We start from the raw sequence: 24,785 nt of genomic DNA on the forward strand, positions 1-24,785 counted from the left end.
TCCCTTCCGTCTCACCACGGCACCGCCAACCCACGCCGTACGCCACCAGACTAACGGCGTGCAGCCCCCGGTTGGCCTGACTCGGCGGGCTGCGTGGTCAGTGCGGGGGACCACCCGGAGGCGTGTACCCGGACGTACGGGAAAGGCAGCCGATCACCTCAACGCCGGCCGGAACCGTTCCGGGACCCCCGGCATCGCCTGCCGCGGGCGCGGGCGGCTACGGCGCGGGCTGCGCGTAGTGCAGGTCCACGGTGCCCGAGTAGCCCGGCAGCGTCACCGTCCCGTCGTCGGTGACCTTCCACCCGAGGCCGTAGACGTTGACGTACACCATGTACGTCTGGATCGCCTTGCTGGCGGCGAGCGACTGCTGCAGCCGCTGCGGGTCACCCACCGCGGTGATCTTGTACGGCGGCGAGTAGACGCGGCCCTGGAGGATCAGGGTGTTGCCGACACAGCGCACGGCGCTGGTGGAGATCAGCCGCTGGTCCATGACCTTGATCCCCTTGGCGCCGCCCTGCCACAGCGCGTTCACCACGGCCTGCAGGTCCTGCTGGTGGATGACCAGGTAGTCGGGCTGCGGCTCGGGGTAGCCGGGCAGCTTGGCGGTGGCGTTCGGCGGGGCGTCGTTCAGGGTGACGGTGACCGCCCTGCCCTTGACCTCCTGGGTGCCCGCGCTCCTCTCCAGGCCGCTCAGCTTCTCGTCCTGCGCCCTGGTGCTGCCGTCGTCGCCCTCGGCGAGCGACTCCACGTTGTCCCGCAGGGCGGCGTTGGACTCGTCGAGCTGCTTGTTCTTGTGGCTGCGCTCCTGGATCAGGTCGGACAGCTTGAGCAGGGAGGCGTCCTGCCGGATGTCGGTGCCCTTGGCCGTGTTGAAGCTGGTGAAGAAGATCAGCCCCGCCAGCGCGAACACGGCGACCGTGAGGATCCGCGCCGGGCGCAGACGCGGCGTACGAACGGGTCCGGAACCCGTTGATCCCGTCCCGGGGGAGTCGGCAGAATTGCTCAACGTACCCTTATCTCCTTCGGCGCCGCGGAAGCACTACGCTAACGGACGCCCGGGGGAGCCTAAGTGTCCCCTTGTACGCTGCCCCGGACCGACCCAGTTACCTGCGCGGCCACGCAGCGCATCGACAGGAGAGACCCTCGTGCCGAAGTCACGTATCCGCAAGAAGGCCGACTACACGCCTCCGCCCGCGAAGCAGGGGCAGGCCATCAAGCTCACCAACCGCGCCTGGGTCGCGCCGGTCATGCTGGCCATGTTCCTCATCGGCCTGGCCTGGATCGTCGTCTTCTACGTCACGGACGGCTCGCTGCCCATCGACAGCCTGGACAACTGGAACATCGTGGTCGGTTTCGGCTTCATCGCCGCCGGCTTCGGCGTCTCCACCCAGTGGAAGTAGCCAGGCCCCGGACGGCTCAGCCCAGGGCTTCCCGCTGAGTTATCCACAGAATGCGCAGTCATCCACACCCTCCTGGGGAAAAGACTACGATCTGTGGATAACCCGTCGGCCGTTGACGCCGGTGTGACTGCCCTACCGACCCCTGGACAATCGTTCGCCCCCTGCCCGACCTGCGGAAACGCATCCGAGCGGCAGGGGGTGCGGCCATGGCCGCACAGTATGCACAAGATTCACCACACACTGTGGACAACGGTTCGACGTCAGGTGAGCTGAGCGGTTCTGACCAGCACCAGAACCGCCACCACGACCAGTACGAGCGCACATGTGCCGTACTGGATCAGCGACCGCCGTTCGCGCGGGGCGTGCACCATGGCGTACCCGGTGACGACACCTGCGACCAGGCCGCCGATGTGGGCCTGCCAGGCGATACCGCCCCAGCCGAAGGTGATGATCAGGTTGATGACCAGCAGGGCGATGACCGGGCGCATGTCGTAGTTGAGCCGGCGCATCAGCACGGCCGTGGCCCCGAAGAGCCCGAAGATCGCACCCGAGGCGCCGAGCGAGGCGGTGGAGGGTCCTTCGAGCAGGTACGTCAGGGCGCCTCCGGCCAGCCCGGAGACGAAGTACAGCGCCAGATAGCGGGCGCGGCCGAGAGCCGCTTCGAGCGGGCCGCCGATCCACCACAGGCTGAGCATGTTGAAGGCGATGTGCCAGATCGCCTGGTGCGTGAACATCGAGGTCACGAAGCGGTAGTACTCGCCGTCGGCGACACCCATCGTCGCGTGGTACGGCTTCGGGGGCCACTCGCCGATGAGCACCAGGTCGTTGAGCAGCGAACTCTTGGCCTGGACCGCGAGGAACACGGCGACGTTGATCGCGATGAGGATCTTGGTGACAAGCCGGGGGTCCGCCGTCACCGTGCCGCCCGCGACGGTGCGCGGGCGGGAGGCCGCCGGGTCCTGCCCGGTGCCCGAGCCCGTGCGGACGCATTCGGGGCACTGGAAGCCGACCGAGGCGCTGACCATGCATTCGGGGCAGATGGGGCGCTCGCAGCGGGTGCAGCGCACGCCGGTCTCGCGGTCCGGGTGCCGGTAGCACACGGGCGCGCTCCGGGCCTCGTGCGCGCTGCGGTCTGCGGCGTGGTCCATGAGCACCCCTTGCTGGTCGTGGGCCTTGTCCCGGCAGTACCCCGCCCCGCCCTTCCTTACGGACGAGCGGGGCGTTTGGTTCCCCGGGGCGGTGTCGGCGGTGTGGGCGGGTCCTCGCTCAGCTCGCGCGCTTGTGGATGACGACGGACTCGATGACGACGTCGTTGACCGGCCGGTCGTTCGGCTTGGTGGTGGGCACGGCCGCGATGGCGTCCACGACCTTCTGGCCGGCCGGGTCGCTGACCTCGCCGAAGATGGTGTGCTTGCGGTTCAGCCAGGTCGTCGGGGAGACGGTGATGAAGAACTGCGAGCCGTTGGTGCCCGGGCCGGCGTTGGCCATGGCGAGCAGGTAGGGCTTGTTGAAGGACAGGTCGGGGTGGAACTCGTCCTCGAACTCGTAGCCGGGACCGCCGATGCCGCTGCCCAGCGGGTCGCCGCCCTGGATCATGAAACCGCTGATCACCCGGTGGAAGACCGTGCCGTCGTAGAGCCGGTCGGTGCTCACGGCGCCGGTGCCCGGGTGCGTCCACTCACGCTCGCCCTGTGCGAGTTCGACGAAGTTCCTGACGGTCTTCGGCGCGTGGTTCGGGAACAGCCGTACCTCGATGTCGCCGTGGTTGGTCTTCAGGGTGGCGTAGAGCTGCTCGGCCACGGTGTGCCTTCCGTTGTCCTCGTGTAACCCCCCGATCCTCGCACGGTCCGGTACCGGCGGCGCTCGGCCGTGTCGAGTTCCGCGGAGAGGGAGCGCGCGGCGGCGATTCGTGGCAGTGTCGTCGACAAGCCCCTCTTGCACCCATATGCCCGTCCGCGCGTGCCGCACTGGCTCCCGGCAGGCATGATCCGTAAAAGGGTGGAAAGTCGAATTACCGTACGCCACCGAGGAGGAGGAACCCGTGACCCGCATTGACAGCGTGCGCGCCGCGACCGGCTCGGCGAAGGACAGCGTGCTGCACGCCGCGGAAGTGGTGGCGCCCTACGCCGATACGGCCAAGGAGCGTGCCGCGTATTACGCGCAGGAGGCACGCGTACGGCTGGCGCCCGTGGTGTCGCAGGCCGCCGAACAGGCCCGCGAACAGTACGACGCCCGGCTCGCCCCGCGTCTGGAGCAGGCCCGTGCGCATGTGCCGCCGAAGGTGGACGCCGCCGCGCATGAGGCCGCCGTCCGCACCCGAAAGGCCGCCCGCCAGGCGGCCGTGTACTCACGTCCGAAGATCGAGCAGGCGGTGGCCGCGGCCGCGCCGGTGGCCGACGAGGCCGCCACGCGGGGCGCGGCGGCCCTGGCCGCGCTGCGCGGCCAGGTCACGGCCGAGGAGATCCGGAAGCTGGCGCGCAGGAACGAGCGGCGCCGCCGGACCGGCCGGGCCACGAAGGTGCTGGCGGTGCTCGGTCTCGTGGCCGGGGGTGCGTTCGCGGCCTGGAAGTGGTGGGACAAGCAGGCCAACCCCGACTGGCTGGTGGAGCCGCCCGCCGCGACCGAGGTGCCGGAATCGGGCCTGAGCTCGGTGGACGGCAGCGGCTCCTCGGTCCTGGACCCCGAGGTGCAGGCCAAGCAGGCGGAGGACGAGGCCACCGACGCCGACGACAAGGAGTGAGGCGGCGCTTCCTCACCCTTCCGGAAACACCAGTGTGGGGCGGGCTGCCCTGAGGCCGCCCGCCCCACACTGGTGTTTCACGTGGAACCGAGCGCCCGAGCGCGCCGCCCCCCGCGCACGAAAAGCCCCCCGATCTGCGTTTCCGCAGCTCGGGGGGCTTTGTCGGGGTGGAGCCTAGGGGAGTCGAACCCCTGACATCCGCCATGCAAAGACGGCGCTCTACCAACTGAGCTAAGGCCCCGAAAGGAAGCGTCCGGCCGGAGGAACTCGTCCCGGGCGGGCGTCGGGGACCAGACTACCGGGTCACCCCCCGTATCCCGCAAAAAGATTGGGGGTCCCGGCGCCTGACCACTCTCCGTAGGATGCTCGACGTGGTTCGCTACAGCGAACCGCGGTTTCAGGGGAAGCGATGGGGAGACGCAATGGACGCCGCACAGCAGGAAGCCACCGCGAGAGCGCGGGAGCTGCAGCGGAACTGGTACGGGGAGCCGCTGGGGGCGCTCTTCCGTAAGCTCATCGACGATCTCGGGCTCAACCAGGCCCGGCTCGCGGCGGTGCTGGGCCTGTCGGCGCCGATGCTGTCGCAGCTGATGAGCGGCCAGCGCGCGAAGATCGGCAATCCCGCCGTGGTCCAGCGGGTGCAGCTGCTGCAGGAGCTGGCGGCCCTGGTCGCGGACGGCAGCGTCAGCGCGGCCGAGGCGACCGAGCGGATGGACGAGATCAAGAGGTCCCAGGGGGGCTCGGTGCTGAGCAACACCACGCAGACGACGAACAGTTCGGGTGCGCCGGCGGTGAAGCGCGTGGTGCGCGAGATCCAGTCGCTGCTGCGTTCGGTGGCCGCCGCCGGCGACATAATCGAGGCCGCCGACAGCCTCGCCCGGACCCACCCCGAGCTGGCAGAGTTCCTCCGGGTCTACGGGGCCGGCCGTACCTCCGACGCGGTCGCGCACTACCAGTCCCACCAGAACTGATCCCACGGCCCGGTCTCCGGAGGGGGTCCGGGACCGGGCCGGGACGGCTCTCGGGGTGGTCCAGGGGGACGACCGTTTCCCGGCGGGACCGGGGTCGTATCACTCATCCAGGGGACTGGGGGGAGGAGCGGCGGACTGTCATGGGCGAGGTCTTCGCCGGCCGGTACGAGCTGGCCGACCCGATCGGGCGTGGCGGTGTGGGCGCCGTCTGGCGCGCCTGGGACCACCGGCGCCGGCGTTATGTGGCCGCCAAGGTGCTCCAGCAGCGTGACGCCCATTCCCTGCTGCGCTTCGTCCGCGAGCAGGCTCTCCGTATCGATCATCCGCATGTCCTCGCCCCGGCGAGCTGGGCCGCCGACGACGACAAGGTCCTGTTCACCATGGACCTGGTCGGGGGCGGCTCACTGGTCCACCTCGTCGGTGACTACGGTCCGCTGCCGCCGGGCTTCGTGTGCACGCTGCTGGACCAGCTCCTGTCGGGCCTCGCCGCGGTGCACGCGGAAGGCGTCGTGCACCGTGACATCAAGCCCGCGAACGTCCTGCTGGAGGCCACCGGGACGGGGCGGCCCCGGCTGAGGCTGTCCGACTTCGGCATCGCGATGCGGTTCGGCGAGCCGCGCCTGACGGAGACCAACCTCGTGGTGGGCACGCCCGGATATCTGGCGCCCGAGCAACTCCTCGGTTCCGAACCGGACTTCCCCGCCGATCTGTTCGCCGCGGGCCTGGTCGCCCTGTATCTGCTCGAGGGCGCCAAGCCGGACGCCAAGGCGCTGGTGCAGTACTTCGCGGAGCACGGAACGCCCGGCCCGCCCAGGGGAGTTCCGGAGCCGCTCTGGCAGGTCGTCGCCACTTTGCTCCAGCCCGATCCGGCGGCCCGTTTCCGCACCGCCACGGGGGCGCGCAAGGCGCTCGCATCCGCCGTCGAGCTGCTGCCCGACCCCGGCCCGGACGACGAGCTGATCGAGATCTTCGACCAACTCGGCCCGCTGCCGCCCGGGTTCGGACCCGACGGGCCGCTGGAACCCGCCTCCGGGATACGGGTACGCCGGGCTTCGGCGGCCACGGACAGCCGTGCCGGTACCGGGACGGGCGCAGGTACCGGCGGCACGGGGAGCACCGGTGCGGAGCGCTCCGTCACCGGCTCGATGTCGGACACCGGCAGCTTCCACCTCCCGCCCCCGCAGCCGACGCCCAGCCCACAGCCGTACGCCGGGCTCGCGGGGCAGCCGGCTCCCCCGGCGCCGCGTGAGCGTGAGGGCGGCCACCCGGCCGGGCACACCCCGACTCCCGTCACCGAGCCCGCCGCCCGCGCCCCGCGCACCCCAGCGTCCCAGCCGCGGCACTCCCCCGACGCCCACGCCCACGCCCACGCCACCTGGCGTCCCGCACCGCAGGGCCCGGCGGCCCCGGCGGCTCAGCAGGCTCCGACGCCCCAGGCGGCCCCGGGGGTCTTCGCGCCGCCGGTCCCGTGGGCGCAGCCGCGCACGGACGCCTCCACCGCCTCGTACACCGCCCAGGACCCGCGCGTTCCGCAGCCCGACCGGCCGCCTGGACCCGCAGCGGTCTCCGGGGGCATGCCCGGGGCCGTACCCGCCTCCGCACCGGCCGCCGGCCCCCCAGCCGGACACGCCTCCGGACACGCCGACGGGCCCACGGCGGGGCGCACGGCCGGGCGCGGGCGCCGGGCGCGGCGTGCGGTGCGGCGCCCCGGCCCCCCGGCGAAGGCGGCGATCCCGATCCTGCTGCTGGCGCTGGCCTGCTACGCGGTGGGTTTCTGGGCGCTGGCCCGCGTCTGAGCCCGCCGGGCCGCCACCGTCCACCCGCCCAGCACCAGCAGCAGCACGGTCCCGGCGCCGATGCCGCCGCCCGCGAGAACCTTCATGCCGACGCCGCCGCCACCCGCGTCCCCGGTCACCGCGGCCTCCCGGTCCCGTTCCGTGACGGTGAAGACGTCCCGCGGCTCCGGCCGGCCGGCGTACCGGGGCCCGTCGTGCGCCGGGCCGTCGACCCGTACCCGCAGCGTCACGTGGAACGGGCCCGCTCCGAAGGTGCCCGCCATCTTCTGGCTGAGGTGCAGCACGAGGTAGTAGTCGCCGGCGAAGCGCACCGCGCTCTCCCCGGTGAGGACGGCGTACCGGTTGGCGTACTCCACGGGCGGGAGCGGATCGAGCGCCGCTGACCTGCGGTTGCCGGTGTATCCGAGGGAGGCGCCGTCGACGTAACCGCGCACGGGGCTGTAGAGGGACAGGTTCAGGGCGCCGCCGACATAGCCGTGGCCGTTCGCGGCGGCGTCCAGTTCGGCGACGGCGTGCAGCCGGCGGCCCCAGTCGACCGGGACCTTGTAGAAGAGGGTCCCGCCTGGTGCGATGCCGGTCCGCCAGACCCCTTGGCCCAGCGGTCGGGCGGAGGTGAACCCGGCCCCCCCGGTGCGGTCCCGGGGGTCGCCGGTGAGCGGCTCGGGGGAGGCGGAGTCCCGGTTCGGCGGCGCGGTGGTGGGCCCGGCCGCGGCCAGGCCGGGTTCGGTGACGGGCGCGATCTCCAGGTCCCAGGCCGGGGCCGGGGGCGCCGTGCCGTTCGCCGAGTCGCCGGCGCCGAGGCGCTCGACGAGCAGGTAGTAGGCGCCGGCGCCCTGGCACAGCGAGCGTCCGGTCTGCCGTTGTCCCAGGGCCGTCAGCGGGCGGGCGCTGAGGCCCGCGCCGAAGAGCGCGGACGCGGTGGAGCAGCGGGTGCCGCGCGCGTCCTCCAGGGACACCCGGATGCCGTCGGTGGCGTTGCCGGTGGTGCCGGCGGGGGGTACGGCGGTGACCGGGGCGTAGGCCGAATCGGCGACGGTGAGGTCGAGGCGGTAGGTGAGCGTGCCGCTGCCCGGCAGGGAGTCGCGGTAGACCCGGCCCGGCTCCAGCCGTGGTGCACCCGCGGTGCCCGTCGCGCCCGTCACGGCCCGGCCGGCCGGGTCGAAGGCGTAGGAGTCCCGGGCGCCGGCCGCCGTCGCGGGCCCGCCCGGCAGCGCGGCCACGGCGCACAGCACGGCCGTCACGACGCCCGCCCTGGCCGCGGCACCCGGCGGCCGGTCACCGACCCGCCACCACGTCGTACGCCCTCGCCCCCGCACGTGCCGCTCCCTCACGTCCGCACCCGCGCACCCGCCGGGGCTCATCCTGCCCCGAGCACCCCTGCGCCATCCGGGGAATCGGGGCGTCCGTCCGAAACGCCCTCACCGCCGGACCCGGGGTCAAGGGCCCGCCCGGGAACGCTTACACCACCGCTCATGGACCGGCAACCGGAGCGGGAGGACCGGAACGGCGGACGGCGGGCCGAAGGGAGGAGGGAATCCCTGGGCCGCGGCGGCCCGTGCCCGCCCGGACAACACAAAACCCCGACCGCGAGGGCGGCCGGGGTCTGATCAGATTCTGAATCGGCACTCACGAACCCGTGGGCACGGAGTCAGTCGCCTCCGTCCACAGGTCCTGCTCGGCGCGATCCGCCTGGATCTGGCGGTACACGAGGAGCCCGCCGATGGCGGCCAGTGCGACCAGGAGCAGCTTCTTCACCGCGCGACCTCGTCTTTCCTTGACGGTAGGGGACCTCTGGCGCCCGACTATACACACCGGCCGATATCGATCGGTGACCTGCGCCGGGCCCCAACTCCCGTCCCCGACCACGCGATAGGGCAGGTCGGCGACGTCGTCGCCGGAGGGTGATCACGCCCGCACGGACGGTCACTTTTCTCGCGTTTCGCTCTACCCCGCCCGGTTTCGGGAGATTTCAGGCTCTCTTACGTCCATCCGAGTGGTGTTGATCAGAACATCGCCGCGCCACGGCCGTGGGTCCACCACTTCGCGACGCCGATACACATCATGAGGAAAGTACGCAAATCGCCCAACCCGAAAGTGAGGGGCCATGACCAAGAACAACAAGGTCGTGCAGCTGTGGACCGCCATCGTCACCGCCTTCCTCGCGCTGTGCACGGCGCTCGGACTCGTCACCGCGACCACCGCCCCCGCGGCGGCCGCACCCCGGACCGAGACGCCGCAGGACCGCACCGCGGAACGGACCGTCCCGACGAGCCCAACGGCGAACCACCACTGGCTCCGGGCCCATGCCAGGGCCCTGCCCCCCACGATGAAGCAGCGCATCAGGGCCGAGGCCCACGGAAAGTCCCCGAGCTGCCGGCACAGCCCCCTCACCGAGACCGAAGCGGAGACTGACCCGGCACTGCAGTCCACGGTCCCACTGAACTGCTGAATCCTCCGTAGTACGCAGAACGCAGACGTTTCGACACCAGGGCGACTTGCGTACGCATCAGTCGACACGGACAGACCCCCGGCCGGGCTCGGCCGGGGGTCTCGCGCTGTCCGGAAAGGCCCGCACCGCGCCGCGACCGGCTCGTCACCGCCGACTCCCCGCCGTAGCCTGGGCCGATCCACGGGGTCGCGGGCCTCCCGCCGCCCGGCGACGGTTCGAAGACCGCGTCCCACCACACGCCCCACGCGCCCGGAAAGGTGGTGGATGCCGCCGTGCCCCGGCGCGTCACCGTCGTCACCGCTGTCCACGCCCCGTCCGCCCGCTTCCTGCCGGACGCCTACGATTCCCTGCGCGAGCAGCGGCTGCCGGACGGCTGGGAGTGGCAGTGGCTGGTCCAGGAGGACGGCCGGAGCGACGGGGTGCGCCCGTACCTGCCGGACGACGCGCGGGTCAGCTTCCGTCAGGGGCGGCCGGGCGGCCCGGGTGTGGCCCGCACGATCGCGCTGGCGCGCGCGGACGGCGCGTACGTGAAGGTCCTGGACGCCGACGACCGGCTCACGCCCGGCGCGCTCGCCCGTGACCCGGCCGTCCTGGAGGCCGACCGCACGATCGGCTGGACCACCTCACGGACGCTCGACCTGCTCCCCGACGGCTCCACGGCCGGCTTCCCCGGCGATCCGGACGAGTTCCCCGTCGAGCGCGGCGCCGTGCTGCGCCACTGGAAGGAGCACGGGTTCCGGGCCCAGGTCCATCCGGCCTCGCTCTGCGTCCGCCGCGACCTGCTGACGGCCCTCGGCGGCCGGATGGCCCTGCCCGCTTCCGAGGACACCGGCCTGCTGCTGGCGCTGAACGCGGTCAGCCGCGGCTGGTTCACCGGTGAGGCCGGGCTGCTGTACCGGAAGCGGGAGGGGCAGGTGACCGGTCAGGCCGCGCACACCGACCCGCCCGAGCGGAACGCCCGCATGGCGGTGGCGGTGGCGGAGGCCCGGGCGCGGGCGCTGGCGGACCTCGGCTGGGCCTTCCCGGCCGGCCGGTGATCCCCGGCCGGCCGTGCCGTTCACGTGAGCACGACGGCCTGGGACGGGCACCTCTCGGCCGCTTCGCGCACCCGCGGGTCGTCCCCGGCGTCCTCCTGGCCGGGCCGGACCACGCCGTACCCGTCCTCGAACGCGAACACGGACGGGGCGCGGTGCGCGCACTCTGCGGAGCCGTAGCACACGGCGCGGTCCACGGAGACCTTCATGCGTCCTCCAGCCGTACGGGACCCCGGCGCCCTCCCGGGCCGGCCGGCGGTCGGTGACCGATCTGCCAGGACGTGACTGCCCGCTCCGGCCGCCCGGTGAACCGCCGCCCCGTACCCGGCCCGTCCGGCACCGGTCCCTCCCCTCGTGGGGACCGGTACCGAACGGATCGGGCGGCGTCGCCCGCACCGTGTCGGCGTATCGGCGCGGGACGAAGTGTCGGGGTCCGGCGGATCCGACGTGCCGTCGGGTCCTGCCGCGCCCAGCGGGCACTTTGGCCGAGATCGTTCGGCTCCTCGGGCCGTCCGCCGGGGTACTGGGCCGGTGGCCTGTCCGGACCGAGTGTGACGATTCCGCTACCGCGTCGTGATCCTGCCATTTCCGGCCCCGTCCGAGGAGGCACCGGTCTCCGATCCAGGGCTTAGCCGCAGGTCAGCCGTATAGGGTGAGTTTTCCGGTCCGGACGTCCTGAAGCGGGGGGAGTAAGGGGGAGGACCTTGAGTTCCGACTCGGGGACACGCACGGCCTTCGCCGAGCGGCTCGCGCTGCTGTACAAGGAGGCGGGCAATCCACCCTTGAAGAGCGTGTCCGAGGCGGTCGTACGCCTGCAGCGGGTGGACGAGCGCGGGCGGCCGGTGCGGGTGTCCGCCCAGCGGATCAGCGACTGGCGACGGGCCAGGAACGTACCGGCCCAGTTCGCCGCCCTCGCGGCCGTCCTGCAGATCCTGATCCCCGAGGCGCGCCGCGCGCGTCCGGTCCCGGTGTCCAGCGGCCTGTACGACCTGACGCAGTGGCAGCGCCTGTGGGAGCGCGCCCTGGCCGACCCGGCCGGGGACCGCCCGGCGGTGCCCAGGCAGGAGAACCGGCGGCCGCCCGCCGAGGCGCCGCCGGTCGCCGGCGGTGTGTGCCCGTACCGCGGGCTGGCCTCCTACCGCCAGGAGGACGCCCGCTGGTTCTTCGGGCGGGAGCGGAGCACCGCATCCCTCGTGGCCCAGTTGCGCGCAGCCGAGCGGACCGGCGGGCTGATCATGGTGGTCGGCGCCTCGGGCGCCGGGAAGTCCTCCCTGCTGAACGCCGGTCTGGTGCCCGCGGTGCGGGACGGCGTGCTCGACGACGGCGCCGGCCGGCCGGCCGCCGTGCTCCAGCTGGTGCCGGGCACCGACCCGCTGGGCGAGCTGACCCGCCTGGTACCGGAGCTCACCGCACTCGCCGCCGACGCGCGCGTGGCCGAGGCGGAGGCGGACCGCCGGACGGCCGTTCCCGGCCCCGACACGCCGCGCTTCGCCCGCGCCGTGCGCGAGGCGGTCATGGCATGGGCGCTGCGGGAGACGTCCGCCCCGGACGAGGAGCCATCCGGCGACGCGCCCGCGGTCCCACGCCCGGCCGGGACCGGCTCCCCGGACACTCGTACGGCCCGGCCCGGGCCTGCGGACGAGGGCACCTCCGCGTCCGAACCGCCGGGCTCGCGGGAAGACGGCGCCGGCCCTGACGCGGCGGACACGAGGACGCCCGAGGACGGCCGGGCGCAGGCCGACCCCCGGGCCTCCCGATCCGGGGCGGCGGACACACGGACCTCCGGAACCCGCTCCCCGGACACGCAGACGGCCGAGGCGGGCCCGGCAGTCACTCGCGCGAACGAAACCGGTCCGGCGGACGCCCGGGCGAACGAAACCGGTCCAGCCGACAGTCGGGCGAACGAGAGCGGCCCAGCCGACACCCGGGCGAACGAGAGCGGCCCAGTCGACACCGGGGCGAACGAGACCGGTCCGGAGGAAGCGCGGCCCTCCGGGACCCACTCGCCGGACCCGAGCGTCCCGGGGACCGGCCCGGCGGACGGGCGGGCGGGCGGCGCCGGGTCGCGCGTCGCGCTCCCGGACGAGACCGGCGTACGCCCGGCCGACTCCCGCGCCTCGGTCACGCTCCCGATCCCGCACCAGCCGGGCGCCCCGCTCCTGCCACCGGACGACGCCACCGCCCCGCTGCCGTCCCCGCGGCCGCCCGCCCCCGACACCCGGCCGGCCACACAGGCACAGGACGCGCCGGCCGGATCCTCCGCACCGGCCGCGCAGCCGCGTGCGGTGATCATCGTCGACCAGTTCGAGGAGACCTTCACCCTCTGCCCCGACGAGGCCGCCCGCCGCGCCTTCGTCCAGCTGCTGCACGCAGCCTGCGCCCCGCCCGTCGACGCGCCCGGCCCCGCCCCCGTCCTGGTGGTCCTCGGCGTCCGCGCCGACTTCTACGAGCAGTGCCTCGCCCACCCGGAGCTGGCCGACGCGCTGCAGCACCGGCACATGGTGCTCGGACCGCTCACCACGGCGGAACTGCGCGAGGCGGTGACCGGCCCCGCCAAGGCCGTGGGCCTGGAACTGGAGCCCGGCCTGGCGGAGCTGATCGTGCGGGAGGTGAGCGCGGACGGCCCGCGCGGGGCGCACGACGCCGGAGTGCTCCCGCTCCTCTCGCACGCCCTGCTCGCCACCTGGCAGCGCCGCAAGGCGGGCCGGCTGACGCTGGCCGGGTTCCGCGCGGCGGGCGGCATCCAGGGCGCGGTGGCGGCGACCGCCGAACGCGCCTGGAGCGGCCTCGACCCGGCCGCCCGTACCGCGGCCAGGCTGCTCCTGCTGCGCCTGGTCCGGCTGGGCGAGGACACCCAGGCCACCCGCAGGCGCGGCACCCGGCGCCAGCTCGCGCAGGAGTCGGTGGACCCCGGCAAGACGGAGGAGTCGCTCGAGGCGCTGGTCCGCGCCCGGCTGGTGACGCTGGACGCTGAGACCGTGGAGATCACCCACGAGGCGCTGCTGCACGCCTGGCCGCGGCTGCGCCACTGGATCGACGAGGACCGGGGCGACCACCTGCTGCGCCAGCGGCTGGAGGAGGACGGCCGCGCCTGGGAGGCCTCGGACCGGGACAGCGCGCTGCTCTACCGGGGGTCCCGGCTGGAACAGGCCCGGGAGTGGGCCAGGTCGGCCGGGGACACCTATCTGACCCGCGGCGCGGTGCAGTTCCTGGCCGCTTCGGTCCGGCTGCGCAGGCGTACCGTCCTGATCAGCCGCGCCGCCGTGGCGGCGCTGGTCGTGCTCGCCGTGCTGGCGGCCGGCTCGGCGGTGGTGGCCTGGCAGCAGCGGGACGACGCCGTGTTCGAGCAGGTGATCGCGGAGGCGGACCGGGTCCAGCACACCGATCCGTCCCTGGCCGCCCAGCTCGCCCTGGTCGCCCACGACCTGCGACCGGACGACGAGGGGACGTACAGCAGGCTGATCTCGATCGTCAACGCGCCGCTGGCCACCCCGATGCTCGGCCACCACGGCGCCGTGTACCTCACCTCGTTCAGCCCCGACGGCAAGCTCCTCGCCACGGCGGGCTACGACCGGACGGTACGCCTGTGGAACGTGGCCGACCGCGGCCGACCGGAACCGCTGGGCAAGCCCCTCACCGGCCACACCAGCTGGGTGAGCAGCGCGGTCTTCAGCCCCGACGGCCGCACCCTCGCCAGCGCCGGGGACGACGGCACGATCCGGCTGTGGGACGTCACCGACCCCGCCCGCCCGGTGCCGCTCGGCAAGCCCCTCACCGGCCACAGGGGCACCATCTACCTGGTCGCCTTCAGCCCCGACGGGCGCACCCTGGCCTCCGCGGGCGAGGACCGCACCGTACGCCTGTGGAACGTCTCCGAGCCGGACCGGCCCGAACCGCTCGGCGCGCTGGGCGGCCACACGGCCGCGGTGCGCTGCGTGGCGTTCAGCCCCGACGGGCGCACCCTCGCGGCCGGGGGTGACGACGACACCGTCAGGCTGTGGAACACGGCCGACCCGCGCCGCCCGGAACCGCTGCCGAAGGTGCTCACCGGCCACACGGACCTGGTGCACTCGGTGGCGTTCAGCCCGGACGGACGCACCCTGGCCAGCGGCAGCGCGGACGACACCATCCGGCTGTGGAACGTCGCCGCCCCGGCGCGGCCGGCCCCGGTCGGCTCTCCGCTCACCGGTCACACGGGCCCCATCTGGTCCGTGGCCTTCAGTCCCGACGGCAACCGGCTCGCCGCTGCCAGCGCGGACAGCACCGCGAGCCTGTGGAACGTCGGCGACCCGGTCTCACCGTCCCAGGTCGGCGAGCCGCTGGCGGGCGGCAGCGGGGAGATGTACGCCCTCGGCTTCAGCCCGGACGGCCGCACCCTCGCCACCGGCAACGGTGACGGCAAGGTGCGCCTGTGGTCGCTGCCGACGTCGGACATGACCGGGCGCGGCGGGGCGTTCCGCCCGGACGGCAAGGTGCTCGCGACGGCCGCGCGCGACGGCGGGATCCGCATGTGGGACGTGACGGCTCCCGGCCGGCCCGTGGCCCTGGGCAAGCCCTTCATGCGCACGAACGGCGGGCAGCGCGCCCTGGTGTTCTCGCCCGACGGCCGCACCCTCGCGGTGCTGACCGGGAACCGGACGGTGCTCCTGTGGAACGTCACCGACCCGGCCCGCCCGGCCCGGACGGGACCGCCGCTGGTCCTGCGGACCCGGTTCATGGGCCCGGACGCGCTGGCGTACAGCCCCGACGGGCGCACCCTGGCCACCGCCTACGACGACCGCACCATCCGGCTGTGGAACGTCGCCGACCCCGCCCACACCGCCCCGCTCGGCATGCCGCTCACCGGTCACCGGGGCTTCGTCAACACCCTTGCCTTCAGCCCCGACGGACGCACCCTCGCGAGCGGCAGCGCGGACAGCACCGTCCGGCTGTGGGACGTCACCGACCCCGCCCGTACCGTGCCGCTCGGCAAGCCCCTCACCAGGCACTCGGGTCCTGTCAACACGCTCGCCTTCAGCCCCGACGGGCACACCCTGGCCAGCGGCGGCGACGACGACACCGTGCGGCTGTGGGACGTCACCGACCCCCGCGCGGCGACCGAGCCGGGCAGGCCGCTCACCGGGCACACCGAGGCGGTCACGTCGCTGACGTTCGGCGGGTCCGGTCACATCCTGGCGAGCGGCGGCAACGACAACACCGTACGGCTCTGGGACGTCACGGAGCCGTCGTCGGCCACTCCCATCGGCCAGTCGATGAGCCCCTACGCCAAGACCGGCAACTTCCTGGCGTTCAGCCCCAACAGCCGACTGCTCGGCGTGTCCAGCGGCGCGGACACGGTCCGCCTGTGGCGCCTGGACGCCGACGCGGCGATCCGCCACATCTGCGCGGTCACCCGGGGGGTGCTGACCCCGCAGAGATGGCACGAGTACCTGCCCCGGCTGTCCTACGACCCACCCTGCCGTTGACCGATCAAGATCGGCCAACTCCCTTTCCCAACAAGCCGGTTGCCTCCCACAACCACCCCAACCTTGTTACCCTTGGCCATAGCCCGATCGCTGGTGCATCCCCCGTCGCCAGCGGTCGGGTCTTCTCGTAGGCGCGCGCCCCAGAGCGACATGAACGCGAGATCCGCGGCCGCGGACGAAGGCTGCTTCGCCGCTCTGCGGCACCCGTCCTACTCCTCCGGCTCCCACGCGCGGAGCAGGTCGAACAAACCCGCGTCTCCCTCGATCCGCAGGGAGTCCGCCGGGATCCGGTCGTACACGAAGAGGACCAGCTCACCGGCCGTGCCGCGAACGGAGACGCCAGCCGCGTCCAGGCCCTCGTCGGCAGCGGCGGCGGACGTCGTGCCGGGCGTGGGGATACGAGTGGAGCGCGCACCGTCGCCGTCGACCGTGAGGCGCCAGGAGTGGCCCTCGGTGGCGTGGAAGTCGAAGGCGGCGGGCTTGTGCGGCCAGGCACTCGGCGTCGCGACGCAGGTGTACAGGAACTCCTCGACACCGTCGAGTGCCACGTCGACCGGCAGCGGCTCCGGGGCGCCCACGGTGATCTGGGCGTCGTAGGTGTGCACCGCGATCTGCTGGAGCTGGTGCCGGGCGACGGCGCCACAGGTCTGCGGCGACTGGGACGCACCCCACCACGTCCAGCAACCGCGGTCCGGGCCGGCCTCCCGCAGTGCGTCCAGCAGTTGCTCCGTGGACTCCGCCAACCAGGCCTGCAGGGCCTCGCGCTCCCGAGGCGCGGCCGGGGCGCCCCCCGCTGCGGACTTGGCCGGAGCGGGCCCCGCGGCGACGGTGGCGGCCCAGGCGCGGCGCCCGTCGCCGATGTGCTCCGCCAGATCGAACAGCGTCCACTCCGGGCAGGTCGGCACCTGCACGTCGAGGCCGGGCGCGGAGGCGACCGCGGCGCGGAAGACGCTCGACCGTTCTTCGATCAGTCGCAACAGGACGGGGAACGCGAGTGTCGTTGTCACACGGACTCTCTATCACCGTGTCCCGACAATCGGACAGTGATTTTCACAGCCCAGGCGGCGAGCGCGCGGCACGGGCCGGGCGCTCGCGGATGACGCCGTGCTCTTGCCGGGCTCGAAGGTGGTCGGGACGGCGGCGCCGGGAGCTCCAGGAGCTGGAGCGACCATGAACGTCAAAGACCCCCAGCCGGTACCGACTGGGGGTCTTCTCACATGTGGGGCTAACAGGATTTGAACCTGTGGCCTCATCCTTATCAGGGATGCGCTCTAACCAACTGAGCTATAGCCCCGCCGCGCTCTGCGGTGTGTGTCCCGCGCGCTGACTCCTGAAGATTAGCGCACGAGGGCGGCAGTCCCAAAATCGGTTGTCGCAGGCTGCCCGGCGAGCGCCGCAGGTGGGGTCACTCGTCCTCGGCCAGCGTCAGTTCGACGCCGCCCACGAAGCCGGCGGACAGGTTGTAGATGAACGCGCCCAGCGTGGCGAGGGCGGTGGCGAGGATGACGTCGATGACCGCGATGACCGCCGCGAAGGTCAGGACGTGCGGCAGGGACAGGAAGGCCTGCAGGTCGAAACCGTTGGCCTCGTTGGAGCCGGTCGCCTCCGAGATCGTGCCGCCGACCGTCGAGAACACGCCCATCGCGTCCATGACCATCCACAGCACCGCCGAGGCGACGACCGTGCAGATGCCGAGCGCGATGGAGAGCAGGAAGCTGACCTTCATCACCGACCACGGGTCGGCCTTGGCCACGCGCAGCCGGGCCTTGCGGGTGCGCGGCGCGGTCCGCGCGCCGGTGCGCGGCCGGCGTACGGCACCGGTGGGCGCCTGCGCCGCCGGGTAGGCCTGCGGCGGGTGGTAGGGCCCGGACTGCTGCTCGGAGTGCCGCTCACCGGGGAGCGGGGAGGCCGCCTGCCCCTCGGCCGGGCCCGCGCCGGGCTGGATCTGCGGGCCTCGGGTGTCCGTCACGGTTCCCCCCTGGGATGCCGGCGTGTCGGTGGAGGACGAGTCCTTGGCCGAGGGCTTGACCGCCCTCAGCTGGGTCGTGTGCGGGTCGGCCGCACCCGGCCCGTGCGCGGCGGAGCCACGACCGCCGCCCGTCTCCGTACCCGTGGGGGTACCGGCCGATCCGGCGCCCGTGGCTCCGCTCACCTTGACTCACTCCTCGTGCTACTCGGCCGAGGGCGCCTCACCCTCGTCCGTGCCGGTGGCCGCGGCAGCCTCGGCGGCCTCGTCGACGGCGTCCTCGCCGCCGACCTCCTCCGCCTCGCGCCCCGCCTCGGCGTTACGTGCGATGCCGACCACGGCATCGCGCTTGCCCAGGTTGATCAGTTGGACGCCCATGGTGTCACGGCCCGTCTCCCTGACCTCGCTGACTCGCGTACGAATCACACCGCCGGACAGGGTGATGGCGAGGATCTCGTCGCTCTCCTCGACAATCAGCGCACCGACGAGCGAGCCGCGGTCCTCCACGATCTTGGCGGCCTTGATGCCGAGGCCACCGCGGCCCTGGACGCGGTACTCGTCGACGGCGGTGCGCTTCGCGTACCCGCCGTCCGTAGCGGTGAACACGAACGTACCGGGTCGAACGACATTCATCGAGAGGAGCTCGTCCGCCTCACGGAAACTCATGCCCTTGACACCCGAGGTGGCACGGCCCATCGGTCGCAAGGTGTCGTCCGAGGCGGTGAACCTGATCGACTGCGCCTTCTTGCTGACCAGAAGGAGATCGTCGTCGGCCGAGACGAGTTCGGCACCGATCAGTTCGTCGTCGGTTCCGTCCTCCCGCTCGCGCAGATTGATCGCGATCACGCCGCCGGCGCGGGGCGAATCGTAATCCTTCAGAGGCGTTTTCTTGACCAAGCCGGACTTCGTGGCCAGCACCAGGTAGGGCGCCGCCTCGTAGTCGCGGATCGCGAGGATCTCGGCGATCGCCTCGTCCGGCTGGAAGGCGAGCAGGTTCGCCACGTGCTGCCCGCGCGCGTCCCGGCCGGCCTCCGGCAGCTCGTACGCCTTCGCCCGGTACACCCGGCCCTTGTTCGTGAAGAACAGCAGCCAGTGGTGCGTGGTGGAGACGAAGAAGTGGTCGACGATGTCGTCTTCCTTCAGCTTCGTGCCGCGCACGCCCTTGCCGCCGCGCTTCTGCGCCCGGTAGTCGTCCGTCTTCGTCCGCTTGACGTAGCCGCCGCGCGTGACGGTGACGACGATGTCCTCCTCGGCGATCAGGTCCTCGATGGACATGTCGCCCTCGTACGGGATCAGCTTGGTCTTCCGGTCGTCGCCGTACTTCTCGACGATCGCGGTCAGCTCCTCGCTGACGATCCCGCGCTGGCGGACCGGCGAGGCGAGGATCTCGTTGTACTCGCTGATCTTCGCCTGGAGCTCGTCGTGCTCCTGGACGATCTTCTGCCGCTCCAGGGCGGCCAGCCGCCGGAGCTGCATCTCGAGGATCGCGTTGGCCTGGATCTCGTCGATCTCCAGCAGCCCCATCAGGCCGCCGCGCGCGACCTCGACGGTCTCACTGCGCCGGATCAGCGCGATGACCTCGTCGATGGCGTCCAGCGCCTTGAGCAGGCCGCGCAGGATGTGCGCCCGCTCCTCGGCCTTGCGCAGCCGGAAACGGGTGCGGCGGACGATGACCTCGATCTGGTGCGTCACCCAGTGACGGATGAACGCGTCCAGGGACAGGGTGCGCGGCACGCCGTCCACCAGCGCCAGCATGTTGGCGCCGAAGTTGGTCTGCAGGTCGGTGTGCTTGTACAGGTTGTTCAGGACGACCTTGGCGACCGCGTCCCGCTTCAGCACGATGACCAGGCGCTGGCCCGTGCGCGAGGACGTCTCGTCGCGGACGTCGGCGATGCCGCCGATCTTCCCGTCCTTCACCAGGTCGGCGATCTTCTGCGCCAGGTTGTCCGGGTTGACCTGGTAGGGCAGCTCGGTGACCACCAGGCACTGGCGGTTCTGGATCTCCTCGACCTCGACCACCGCGCGCATCGTGATGGAGCCGCGGCCCGTGCGGTACGCCTCCTCGATGCCCTTGCGGCCCACCACCAGGGCGCCGGTCGGGAAGTCCGGGCCCTTGATCCGCTCGACGAGCGCGTCCAGCAGCTCCTCGTGGGAGGCCTCCGGGTTCTCCAGGTACCACTGGGCGCCGGCCGCGACCTCGCGCAGGTTGTGCGGCGGGATGTTGGTCGCCATGCCGACCGCGATACCGGCCGAGCCGTTGATCAGCAGGTTCGGGAAGCGGGCCGGCAGGACGGTCGGCTCCTGGGAACGGCCGTCGTAGTTGTCCGTGAAGTCGACGGTCTCCTCGTCGATGTCCCGGACCATCTCCATCGACAGCGGCGCCATCTTGCACTCGGTGTAGCGCATGGCCGCCGCCGGGTCGTTGCCCGGCGAACCGAAGTTGCCGTTGGAGTCCACCAGCGGCATCCGCATCGACCACGGCTGGGCCAGGCGTACCAGGGCGTCGTAGATCGAGGAGTCGCCGTGCGGGTGGTAGTTGCCCATGACGTCGCCGACGACACGGGCGCACTTGTAGAAGCCGCGTTCGGGGCGGTATCCGCCGTCGTACATCGCGTACAGCACACGACGGTGGACCGGCTTGAGACCGTCGCGTACGTCGGGCAGCGCACGCGACACGATGACGGACATCGCGTAGTCGAGGTACGAACGCTGCATCTCCGTCTCGAGCCCGACGGGCTCGACGCGCAAGGTGATCTCGCCGCCCTCGGTCTCGGGCGTCTCGGGGGTGTTCTCGTCGGCCATTGCTGGTGAAGATCCTTCCTGGTGCGGTCAGCTGAGACCGACTCAGATGTCGAGGAAGCGGACGTCCTTGGCGTTGCGCTGGATGAACGCGCGGCGGGCTTCGACGTCCTCGCCCATCAGGACCGAGAACAGGTCGTCGGCCTGGGCGGCGTCGTCGAGGGTGACCTGGCCGAGGACCCGGTGCTCCTGGTCCATCGTGGTCACACGCAGCTCCTCGGCGTTCATCTCGCCGAGACCCTTGAAGCGCTGGATGGAGTCCTCACGGATGCGCTTGCCGCGCTGACGGCCCAGCTCCAGCAGCGCGTCGCGCTCACGGTCCGAGTACGCGTACTCGGTGTCGTCCCGGCCCCACTTGATCTTGTACAGCGGAGGACGGGAGAGGTACACGTGCCCGCGCTCGACCAGGTCCCGCATGAAGCGGAACAGGAAGGTCAGCAGCAGGGTGTTGATGTGCTGGCCGTCGACGTCGGCGTCCGCCATCAGGATGATCTTGTGATAGCGGAGCTTCTCGATGTCGAAGTCCTCGTGCACGCCCGTGCCGAAGGCGGAGATCAGCGCCTGGATCTCCTGGTTCTGCAGGATCTTGTCGATCCTGGCCTTCTCCACGTTGAGGATCTTGCCGCGGATCGGGAGGATCGCCTGGTACTGCGGGTTCCGGCCGGACTTGGCCGAGCCGCCGGCGGAGTCACCCTCGACGATGAAGATCTCGCACTTGGTGGGGTCGTTCGACTGACAGTCGGACAGCTTGCCCGGCAGCGACGCCGACTCCAGCAGGCCCTTGCGCCGGGTCAGGTCACGGGCCTTGCGGGCCGCCACGCGCGCGGTGGCCGCCTGGATGCCCTTGCGGATGATGTCCGCGGCCTCGACCGGGTTGCGGTCCAGCCAGTCGTTGAGGTGCTCGTAGACCGCCCGCTGCACGAAGGTCTTGGCCTCGGTGTTGCCCAGCTTGGTCTTCGTCTGGCCCTCGAACTGCGGCTCGCTCAGCTTGACCGAGATGATCGCGGTCAGGCCCTCGCGGATGTCGTCGCCGGTGAGGTTGTCGTCCTTCTCGCGCAGCAGCTTCTTGTCACGCGCGTACTTGTTGATCAGGCTCGTGAGGGCCGCGCGGAAGCCCTCCTCGTGCGTACCGCCCTCATGCGTGTGGATGATGTTCGCGAAGGAGTACACGCCCTCGCTGTAGCCGCTGTTCCACTGCATCGCGACCTCGAGGGACAGGCTCTTGTCCTTGTCCTCCGCCTCCAGGTCGATGACGGTGGGGTGCACCACGTCGCCCTTGCGGGAGTTGAGGTACTTCACGAAGTCGACGATGCCGCCCTCGTAGTGGTACGTGACCGACTTGACCTCGGCCTTCTCGTCCGCGCCCGCCTCGTCCGCGCCGCTGGTGGCCTTCGCCGACTCGCGCTCGTCGGTGAGTTTGATCGTCAAACCCTTGTTGAGGAACGCCATCTCCTGGAAGCGCCGCGACAGCGTCTCGAAGGAGTACTCGGTGGTCTCGAAGATCTCCGGGTCGGCCCAGAACGTGACCGCCGTGCCGGTCTGCTCGATGGCCTCGTGCTTGACCAGCGGGGCGGTCGGAACGCCCATCTTGTAGTCCTGCGTCCAGCGGTGGCCGTCGGTCCTGACCTCGACCGCCACCTTGGACGACAGGGCGTTCACGACGGAGACGCCGACACCGTGCAGACCGCCGGAGACCGCGTAACCGCCGCCGCCGAACTTGCCGCCCGCGTGCAGCACGGTCAGCACGACCTCGAGGGCCGGCTTGCCCTCGGAGGGCACGATGCCCACCGGGATGCCACGCCCGTTGTCGACGACGCGCACGCCGCCGTCGGCGAGGATCGTCACGTCGATGGTGTCCGCGTAGCCGGCGAGCGCCTCGTCGACCGAGTTGTCGACGACCTCGTACACCAGGTGGTGCAGACCGCGCTCACCGGTGGAGCCGATGTACATACCGGGTCGCTTGCGGACCGCGTCCAGCCCTTCGAGCACGGTGATGGCGCTGGCGTCGTAGGAGGCGGAGACCGTGCCGGATGCTGGGGCCCCGCCGGTCACGCCGGCGTCGGTGGACGGGATGTTCTCGTTGGGGTTGCCGGAATCGGCCACGAAGCGCCCTTTCTGGCACAGCACGAGCCAGGCTCCTGGGAATGCCCCTCCGAGGAGGGGCACCGGAGCGGCTGCGGCATGTTGCGTCGGTAAGCCTTGATCAGCGTTGCTCAGCGTTTCCCGGACGTCCCCACGACTGGGGCGGGATTGTCTCCCAGTCTACCGGTAGCGCCGACAGTGATGGGGGTTTGCCGGTACCTGAGTCCCCATGTGCCGCCCTGAACCGGTCTCGGCCGGGTCCCGATATACGGAAGGGGTCTCAAAGCGGCTCACAGCGGCACTCAGCGCTTTGGGCCTACAACCCTTGGCTACTGGCGGGTCAGCAGGCGATCCACACCTGTGCACGGCGCCGCGGCACGGCCCACGACGGCACCGCGCAGAACCCCTTGACGTGAGTTACGTCACCCGTAGGTGTCGCCGGGACCGGTGCTCCCCGGGGCCCGCAGCGGCCCGTAACGGCGGGCCGGACCGCCCGGGCCGTTCACCTTGATCAGCCGGACCGTGCCGTGCCCGAGGTCCTCGTTGAGCCGGGCCACCAGCGTCGGCGCGAGCAGCCGCAACTGGGTCGCCCAGGCCGTCGAGTCGCAGCTCACCGACAGCACCCGCTCGTCCTCGTCGTACCGCTGCGGCACACAGTGCTTCGCCAGGTCCTCGCCGACGATCTGCGGCCAGCGGCCCATGACCCCGCCCACCGCGGCCGGCGTCTCCCAGCCCCGCTCGGTGAGCAGCCGGTTGATCGCCGCCCCGAGCGCCATCGGGTCACGGCCGTCCGCGCGCGCGCCCGAGCGCAGTCCGCCGCCGCGCCGCGCCTGCTTCTTCTGCCGGGCCGCGTCCCCGCGCGCGCGTGCCTGTTCCTTAGCCGCACGCAACGCCACGCGCGCGAGGTCGACACCGGACGGCTCGTCCTTCTTCGGGGCGGGTTCCTCGGTGCTCATACGCGTTCCACCGTCCCGCCGGCCACCGCGTACCGCGCACCGGCCAGCACATGAGGCACGTCGTCGTCCACGGCGGCGGTGACCAGCACCTGCTCGCCGGGCGCGACCAGCTCCGCCAGCCGCTCCCGGCGTCGGGCGTCCAGCTCGGCGAAGACGTCGTCCAGGACCAGCACCGGCTCGTTGCCCTCGGCACGCAGCAGGTCGTAGGAGGCCAGCCGCAACGCGAGGGCGTACGACCACGACTCGCCGTGCGAGGCGTACCCCTTGGCGGGCAGCTGACCGAGTTTGAGAACCAGGTCGTCCCGGTGCGGCCCCACGAGGGTCACGCCCCGTTCGATCTCCTGCTTGCGCGCCTCGCTCAGGGCCGCCATCAGCTGGCCGTGGAGGTCCTCGCGCGTGTGGGCCTCACCGGGCGCCGACGGCTTGTACTCCAGCGTCACCGGGCCGCCGCCGGGAGCGAGCTGCTCGTACGCCTTGTCCGCCAGCGGCTGCAGCGCCGCGATCAGGTCCAGGCGCCGGGCCAGCAGCTCGGCGCCCGCGCGCGCGAGGTGCTGGTCCCACACGTCGAGGGTGGACAGATCCATGGAGCGTCCGCCGTGCCGGCGCGCGAGCGCCGCGGACTTCAGCAGCGTGTTGCGCTGCTTCAGCACGCGTTCGTAGTCGGAGCGCACCCCCGCCATGCGCGGGGAGCGCGCGGTGATCAGCTCGTCCAGGAACCGGCGCCGCTCACCGGGGTCGCCCTTGACCAGCGCCAGGTCCTCCGGCGCGAACAGCACCGTCCGGACGATCCCCAGCACGTCCCGCGGCCTGACCTGCGAGGAACGGTTGATGCGGGCCCGGTTCGCCTTGCCCGGGTTCAGCTCGAGCTCGATGAGCTGCTGCCGGTCGCCCTGCCTGACCTGCGCCCGGACGACCGCGCGCTCGGCGCCCATGCGGACCAGGGGCGCGTCGGAGGCGACCCGGTGACTGCCGAGGGTGGCGAGGTAGCCGACGGCCTCGACGAGGTTGGTCTTGCCCTGCCCGTTGGGGCCGACGAAGGCGGTGACGCCCGGGTCGAGCGGGACCTCGACCCGGGCGTACGAGCGGAAGTCGGCCAGCGAAAGATGCGTGACGTGCATGGTCGTCCG

Annotated in this window: 19 protein-coding genes and 2 tRNA genes; 7 read left to right on the forward strand and 14 right to left on the reverse strand. The window is 72.1% G+C overall.

The features are described from left to right. Window positions 1–217 precede the first annotated feature (217 nt). Window positions 218–1,006 (reverse strand): DUF881 domain-containing protein, encoded by a 789-nt coding sequence (locus ACFQ9Z_RS13075; RefSeq protein ID WP_383015426.1) that lies wholly within the window; start codon window positions 1,004–1,006, stop codon window positions 218–220. 139 nt (window positions 1,007–1,145) lie between these two features. Between ACFQ9Z_RS13075 and crgA the strand changes: the two genes are divergently transcribed. After that, the gene (crgA, locus tag ACFQ9Z_RS13080; RefSeq protein WP_143630171.1) at window positions 1,146–1,400 is read left to right on the forward strand and encodes a cell division protein CrgA; all 255 of its coding nucleotides are present in this window, start codon (window positions 1,146–1,148) and stop codon (window positions 1,398–1,400) included. Between the two features lie 260 nt (window positions 1,401–1,660). Here the strand turns inward: crgA and ACFQ9Z_RS13085 are convergent, their stop codons facing one another. Next, on the reverse strand, window positions 1,661–2,548 hold the full coding sequence (locus ACFQ9Z_RS13085; protein WP_383015430.1) for a rhomboid family intramembrane serine protease: 888 nt from the start codon (window positions 2,546–2,548) through the stop codon (window positions 1,661–1,663). 118 nt (window positions 2,549–2,666) lie between these two features. Continuing rightward, window positions 2,667–3,200, reverse strand: a complete 534-nt coding sequence (locus tag ACFQ9Z_RS13090; protein WP_143630175.1) for a peptidylprolyl isomerase — start codon at window positions 3,198–3,200, stop codon at window positions 2,667–2,669. Between the two features lie 241 nt (window positions 3,201–3,441). Between ACFQ9Z_RS13090 and ACFQ9Z_RS13095 the strand changes: the two genes are divergently transcribed. After that, a complete protein-coding gene (locus ACFQ9Z_RS13095; RefSeq protein WP_383015434.1) occupies window positions 3,442–4,140 on the forward strand; it encodes a DUF5324 family protein in 699 nt (232 codons plus the stop codon). Window positions 4,141–4,308: 168 nt separating this feature from the next. On the opposite strand, the gene ACFQ9Z_RS13100 is transcribed toward ACFQ9Z_RS13095, so the two are convergent. Next, a tRNA-Ala gene (locus ACFQ9Z_RS13100) sits at window positions 4,309–4,381 on the reverse strand. Window positions 4,382–4,562: 181 nt separating this feature from the next. On the opposite strand from ACFQ9Z_RS13100, the gene ACFQ9Z_RS13105 reads away from it, so the two are divergent. Then, window positions 4,563–5,111 carry a helix-turn-helix domain-containing protein gene (locus ACFQ9Z_RS13105; protein WP_383015437.1) on the forward strand — a complete coding sequence of 183 codons (549 nt, stop codon included), beginning with the start codon at window positions 4,563–4,565 and terminating at the stop codon, window positions 5,109–5,111. 140 nt (window positions 5,112–5,251) lie between these two features. Next, complete coding sequence (locus tag ACFQ9Z_RS13110; RefSeq protein ID WP_383015440.1) at window positions 5,252–6,907, forward strand: protein kinase; 1,656 nt, start codon at window positions 5,252–5,254, stop codon at window positions 6,905–6,907. Here ACFQ9Z_RS13110 and ACFQ9Z_RS13115 read toward each other — a convergent pair. Then, entirely contained in the window at window positions 6,871–8,223 is a 1,353-nt protein-coding gene (locus ACFQ9Z_RS13115) for a hypothetical protein (RefSeq protein ID WP_383015443.1), read from the reverse strand. The two genes, ACFQ9Z_RS13110 and ACFQ9Z_RS13115, sit on opposite strands and share 37 nt — an antisense overlap. A gap of 310 nt (window positions 8,224–8,533) precedes the next feature. Next, window positions 8,534–8,662 (reverse strand): DLW-39 family protein, encoded by a 129-nt coding sequence (locus tag ACFQ9Z_RS13120; protein WP_003999697.1) that lies wholly within the window; start codon window positions 8,660–8,662, stop codon window positions 8,534–8,536. 349 nt (window positions 8,663–9,011) lie between these two features. On the opposite strand from ACFQ9Z_RS13120, the gene ACFQ9Z_RS13125 reads away from it, so the two are divergent. Both ACFQ9Z_RS13125 and ACFQ9Z_RS13130 read left to right on the forward strand, forming a co-directional pair. After that, the gene (locus ACFQ9Z_RS13125) at window positions 9,012–9,356 is read left to right on the forward strand and encodes a DUF6344 domain-containing protein (RefSeq protein ID WP_383015446.1); all 345 of its coding nucleotides are present in this window, start codon (window positions 9,012–9,014) and stop codon (window positions 9,354–9,356) included. Window positions 9,357–9,628: 272 nt separating this feature from the next. Further along, a complete protein-coding gene (locus tag ACFQ9Z_RS13130; protein WP_383015449.1) occupies window positions 9,629–10,393 on the forward strand; it encodes a glycosyltransferase family 2 protein in 765 nt (254 codons plus the stop codon). A gap of 20 nt (window positions 10,394–10,413) precedes the next feature. Here the strand turns inward: ACFQ9Z_RS13130 and ACFQ9Z_RS13135 are convergent, their stop codons facing one another. After that, on the reverse strand, window positions 10,414–10,599 hold the full coding sequence (locus ACFQ9Z_RS13135) for a ferredoxin (RefSeq protein WP_143630184.1): 186 nt from the start codon (window positions 10,597–10,599) through the stop codon (window positions 10,414–10,416). A gap of 495 nt (window positions 10,600–11,094) precedes the next feature. Here ACFQ9Z_RS13135 and ACFQ9Z_RS13140 point away from each other — a divergent pair, with 495 nt between their 5' ends. Then, window positions 11,095–15,855 carry a hypothetical protein gene (locus tag ACFQ9Z_RS13140; RefSeq protein WP_383015453.1) on the forward strand — a complete coding sequence of 1,587 codons (4,761 nt, stop codon included), beginning with the start codon at window positions 11,095–11,097 and terminating at the stop codon, window positions 15,853–15,855. A 209-nt stretch (window positions 15,856–16,064) separates the two neighbouring features. On the opposite strand, the gene ACFQ9Z_RS13145 is transcribed toward ACFQ9Z_RS13140, so the two are convergent. The 7 genes from ACFQ9Z_RS13145 to recF form a co-directional block, all read right to left on the reverse strand. After that, complete coding sequence (locus ACFQ9Z_RS13145) at window positions 16,065–16,862, reverse strand: maleylpyruvate isomerase family mycothiol-dependent enzyme (RefSeq protein WP_383015456.1); 798 nt, start codon at window positions 16,860–16,862, stop codon at window positions 16,065–16,067. Window positions 16,863–17,075: 213 nt separating this feature from the next. Continuing rightward, window positions 17,076–17,149, reverse strand: a tRNA-Ile gene (locus tag ACFQ9Z_RS13150). Window positions 17,150–17,260: 111 nt separating this feature from the next. Beyond that, complete coding sequence (locus ACFQ9Z_RS13155) at window positions 17,261–18,007, reverse strand: DUF3566 domain-containing protein (protein WP_383015459.1); 747 nt, start codon at window positions 18,005–18,007, stop codon at window positions 17,261–17,263. An 18-nt stretch (window positions 18,008–18,025) separates the two neighbouring features. Continuing rightward, window positions 18,026–20,623, reverse strand: a complete 2,598-nt coding sequence (gene gyrA / locus ACFQ9Z_RS13160; RefSeq protein ID WP_383015462.1) for a DNA gyrase subunit A — start codon at window positions 20,621–20,623, stop codon at window positions 18,026–18,028. 42 nt (window positions 20,624–20,665) lie between these two features. Next, on the reverse strand, window positions 20,666–22,747 hold the full coding sequence (gene gyrB, locus ACFQ9Z_RS13165; RefSeq protein ID WP_383015465.1) for a DNA topoisomerase (ATP-hydrolyzing) subunit B: 2,082 nt from the start codon (window positions 22,745–22,747) through the stop codon (window positions 20,666–20,668). A 377-nt stretch (window positions 22,748–23,124) separates the two neighbouring features. Continuing rightward, window positions 23,125–23,658, reverse strand: a complete 534-nt coding sequence (locus ACFQ9Z_RS13170) for a DUF721 domain-containing protein (protein WP_383015468.1) — start codon at window positions 23,656–23,658, stop codon at window positions 23,125–23,127. Further along, complete coding sequence (recF, locus tag ACFQ9Z_RS13175) at window positions 23,655–24,776, reverse strand: DNA replication/repair protein RecF (protein WP_383015472.1); 1,122 nt, start codon at window positions 24,774–24,776, stop codon at window positions 23,655–23,657. Before recF ends, ACFQ9Z_RS13170 begins: the two co-directional genes overlap by 4 nt. Between the last annotated feature and the right edge of the window lie 9 nt (window positions 24,777–24,785).

This window comes from Streptomyces sp. NPDC056580 (genome assembly GCF_042793175.1).
GTDB lineage: Bacteria > Actinomycetota > Actinomycetes > Streptomycetales > Streptomycetaceae > Streptomyces.

What these genes read in the sequence shown, in the direction of transcription:
- ACFQ9Z_RS13105 (WP_383015437.1), top strand. Translation starts at nt 4,563, where the DNA reads ATGGACGCCGCACAGCAGGAAGCCACCGCGAGAGCGCGGGAGCTGCAG.
- ACFQ9Z_RS13085 (WP_383015430.1), bottom strand. Translation starts at nt 2,548, where the DNA reads ATGGACCACGCCGCAGACCGCAGCGCGCACGAGGCCCGGAGCGCGCCC.
- gyrA (WP_383015462.1), bottom strand. Translation starts at nt 20,623, where the DNA reads ATGGCCGACGAGAACACCCCCGAGACGCCCGAGACCGAGGGCGGCGAG.
- ACFQ9Z_RS13110 (WP_383015440.1), top strand. Translation starts at nt 5,252, where the DNA reads ATGGGCGAGGTCTTCGCCGGCCGGTACGAGCTGGCCGACCCGATCGGG.
- ACFQ9Z_RS13135 (WP_143630184.1), bottom strand. Translation starts at nt 10,599, where the DNA reads ATGAAGGTCTCCGTGGACCGCGCCGTGTGCTACGGCTCCGCAGAGTGC.
- recF (WP_383015472.1), bottom strand. Translation starts at nt 24,776, where the DNA reads ATGCACGTCACGCATCTTTCGCTGGCCGACTTCCGCTCGTACGCCCGG.
- ACFQ9Z_RS13170 (WP_383015468.1), bottom strand. Translation starts at nt 23,658, where the DNA reads ATGAGCACCGAGGAACCCGCCCCGAAGAAGGACGAGCCGTCCGGTGTC.
- ACFQ9Z_RS13125 (WP_383015446.1), top strand. Translation starts at nt 9,012, where the DNA reads ATGACCAAGAACAACAAGGTCGTGCAGCTGTGGACCGCCATCGTCACC.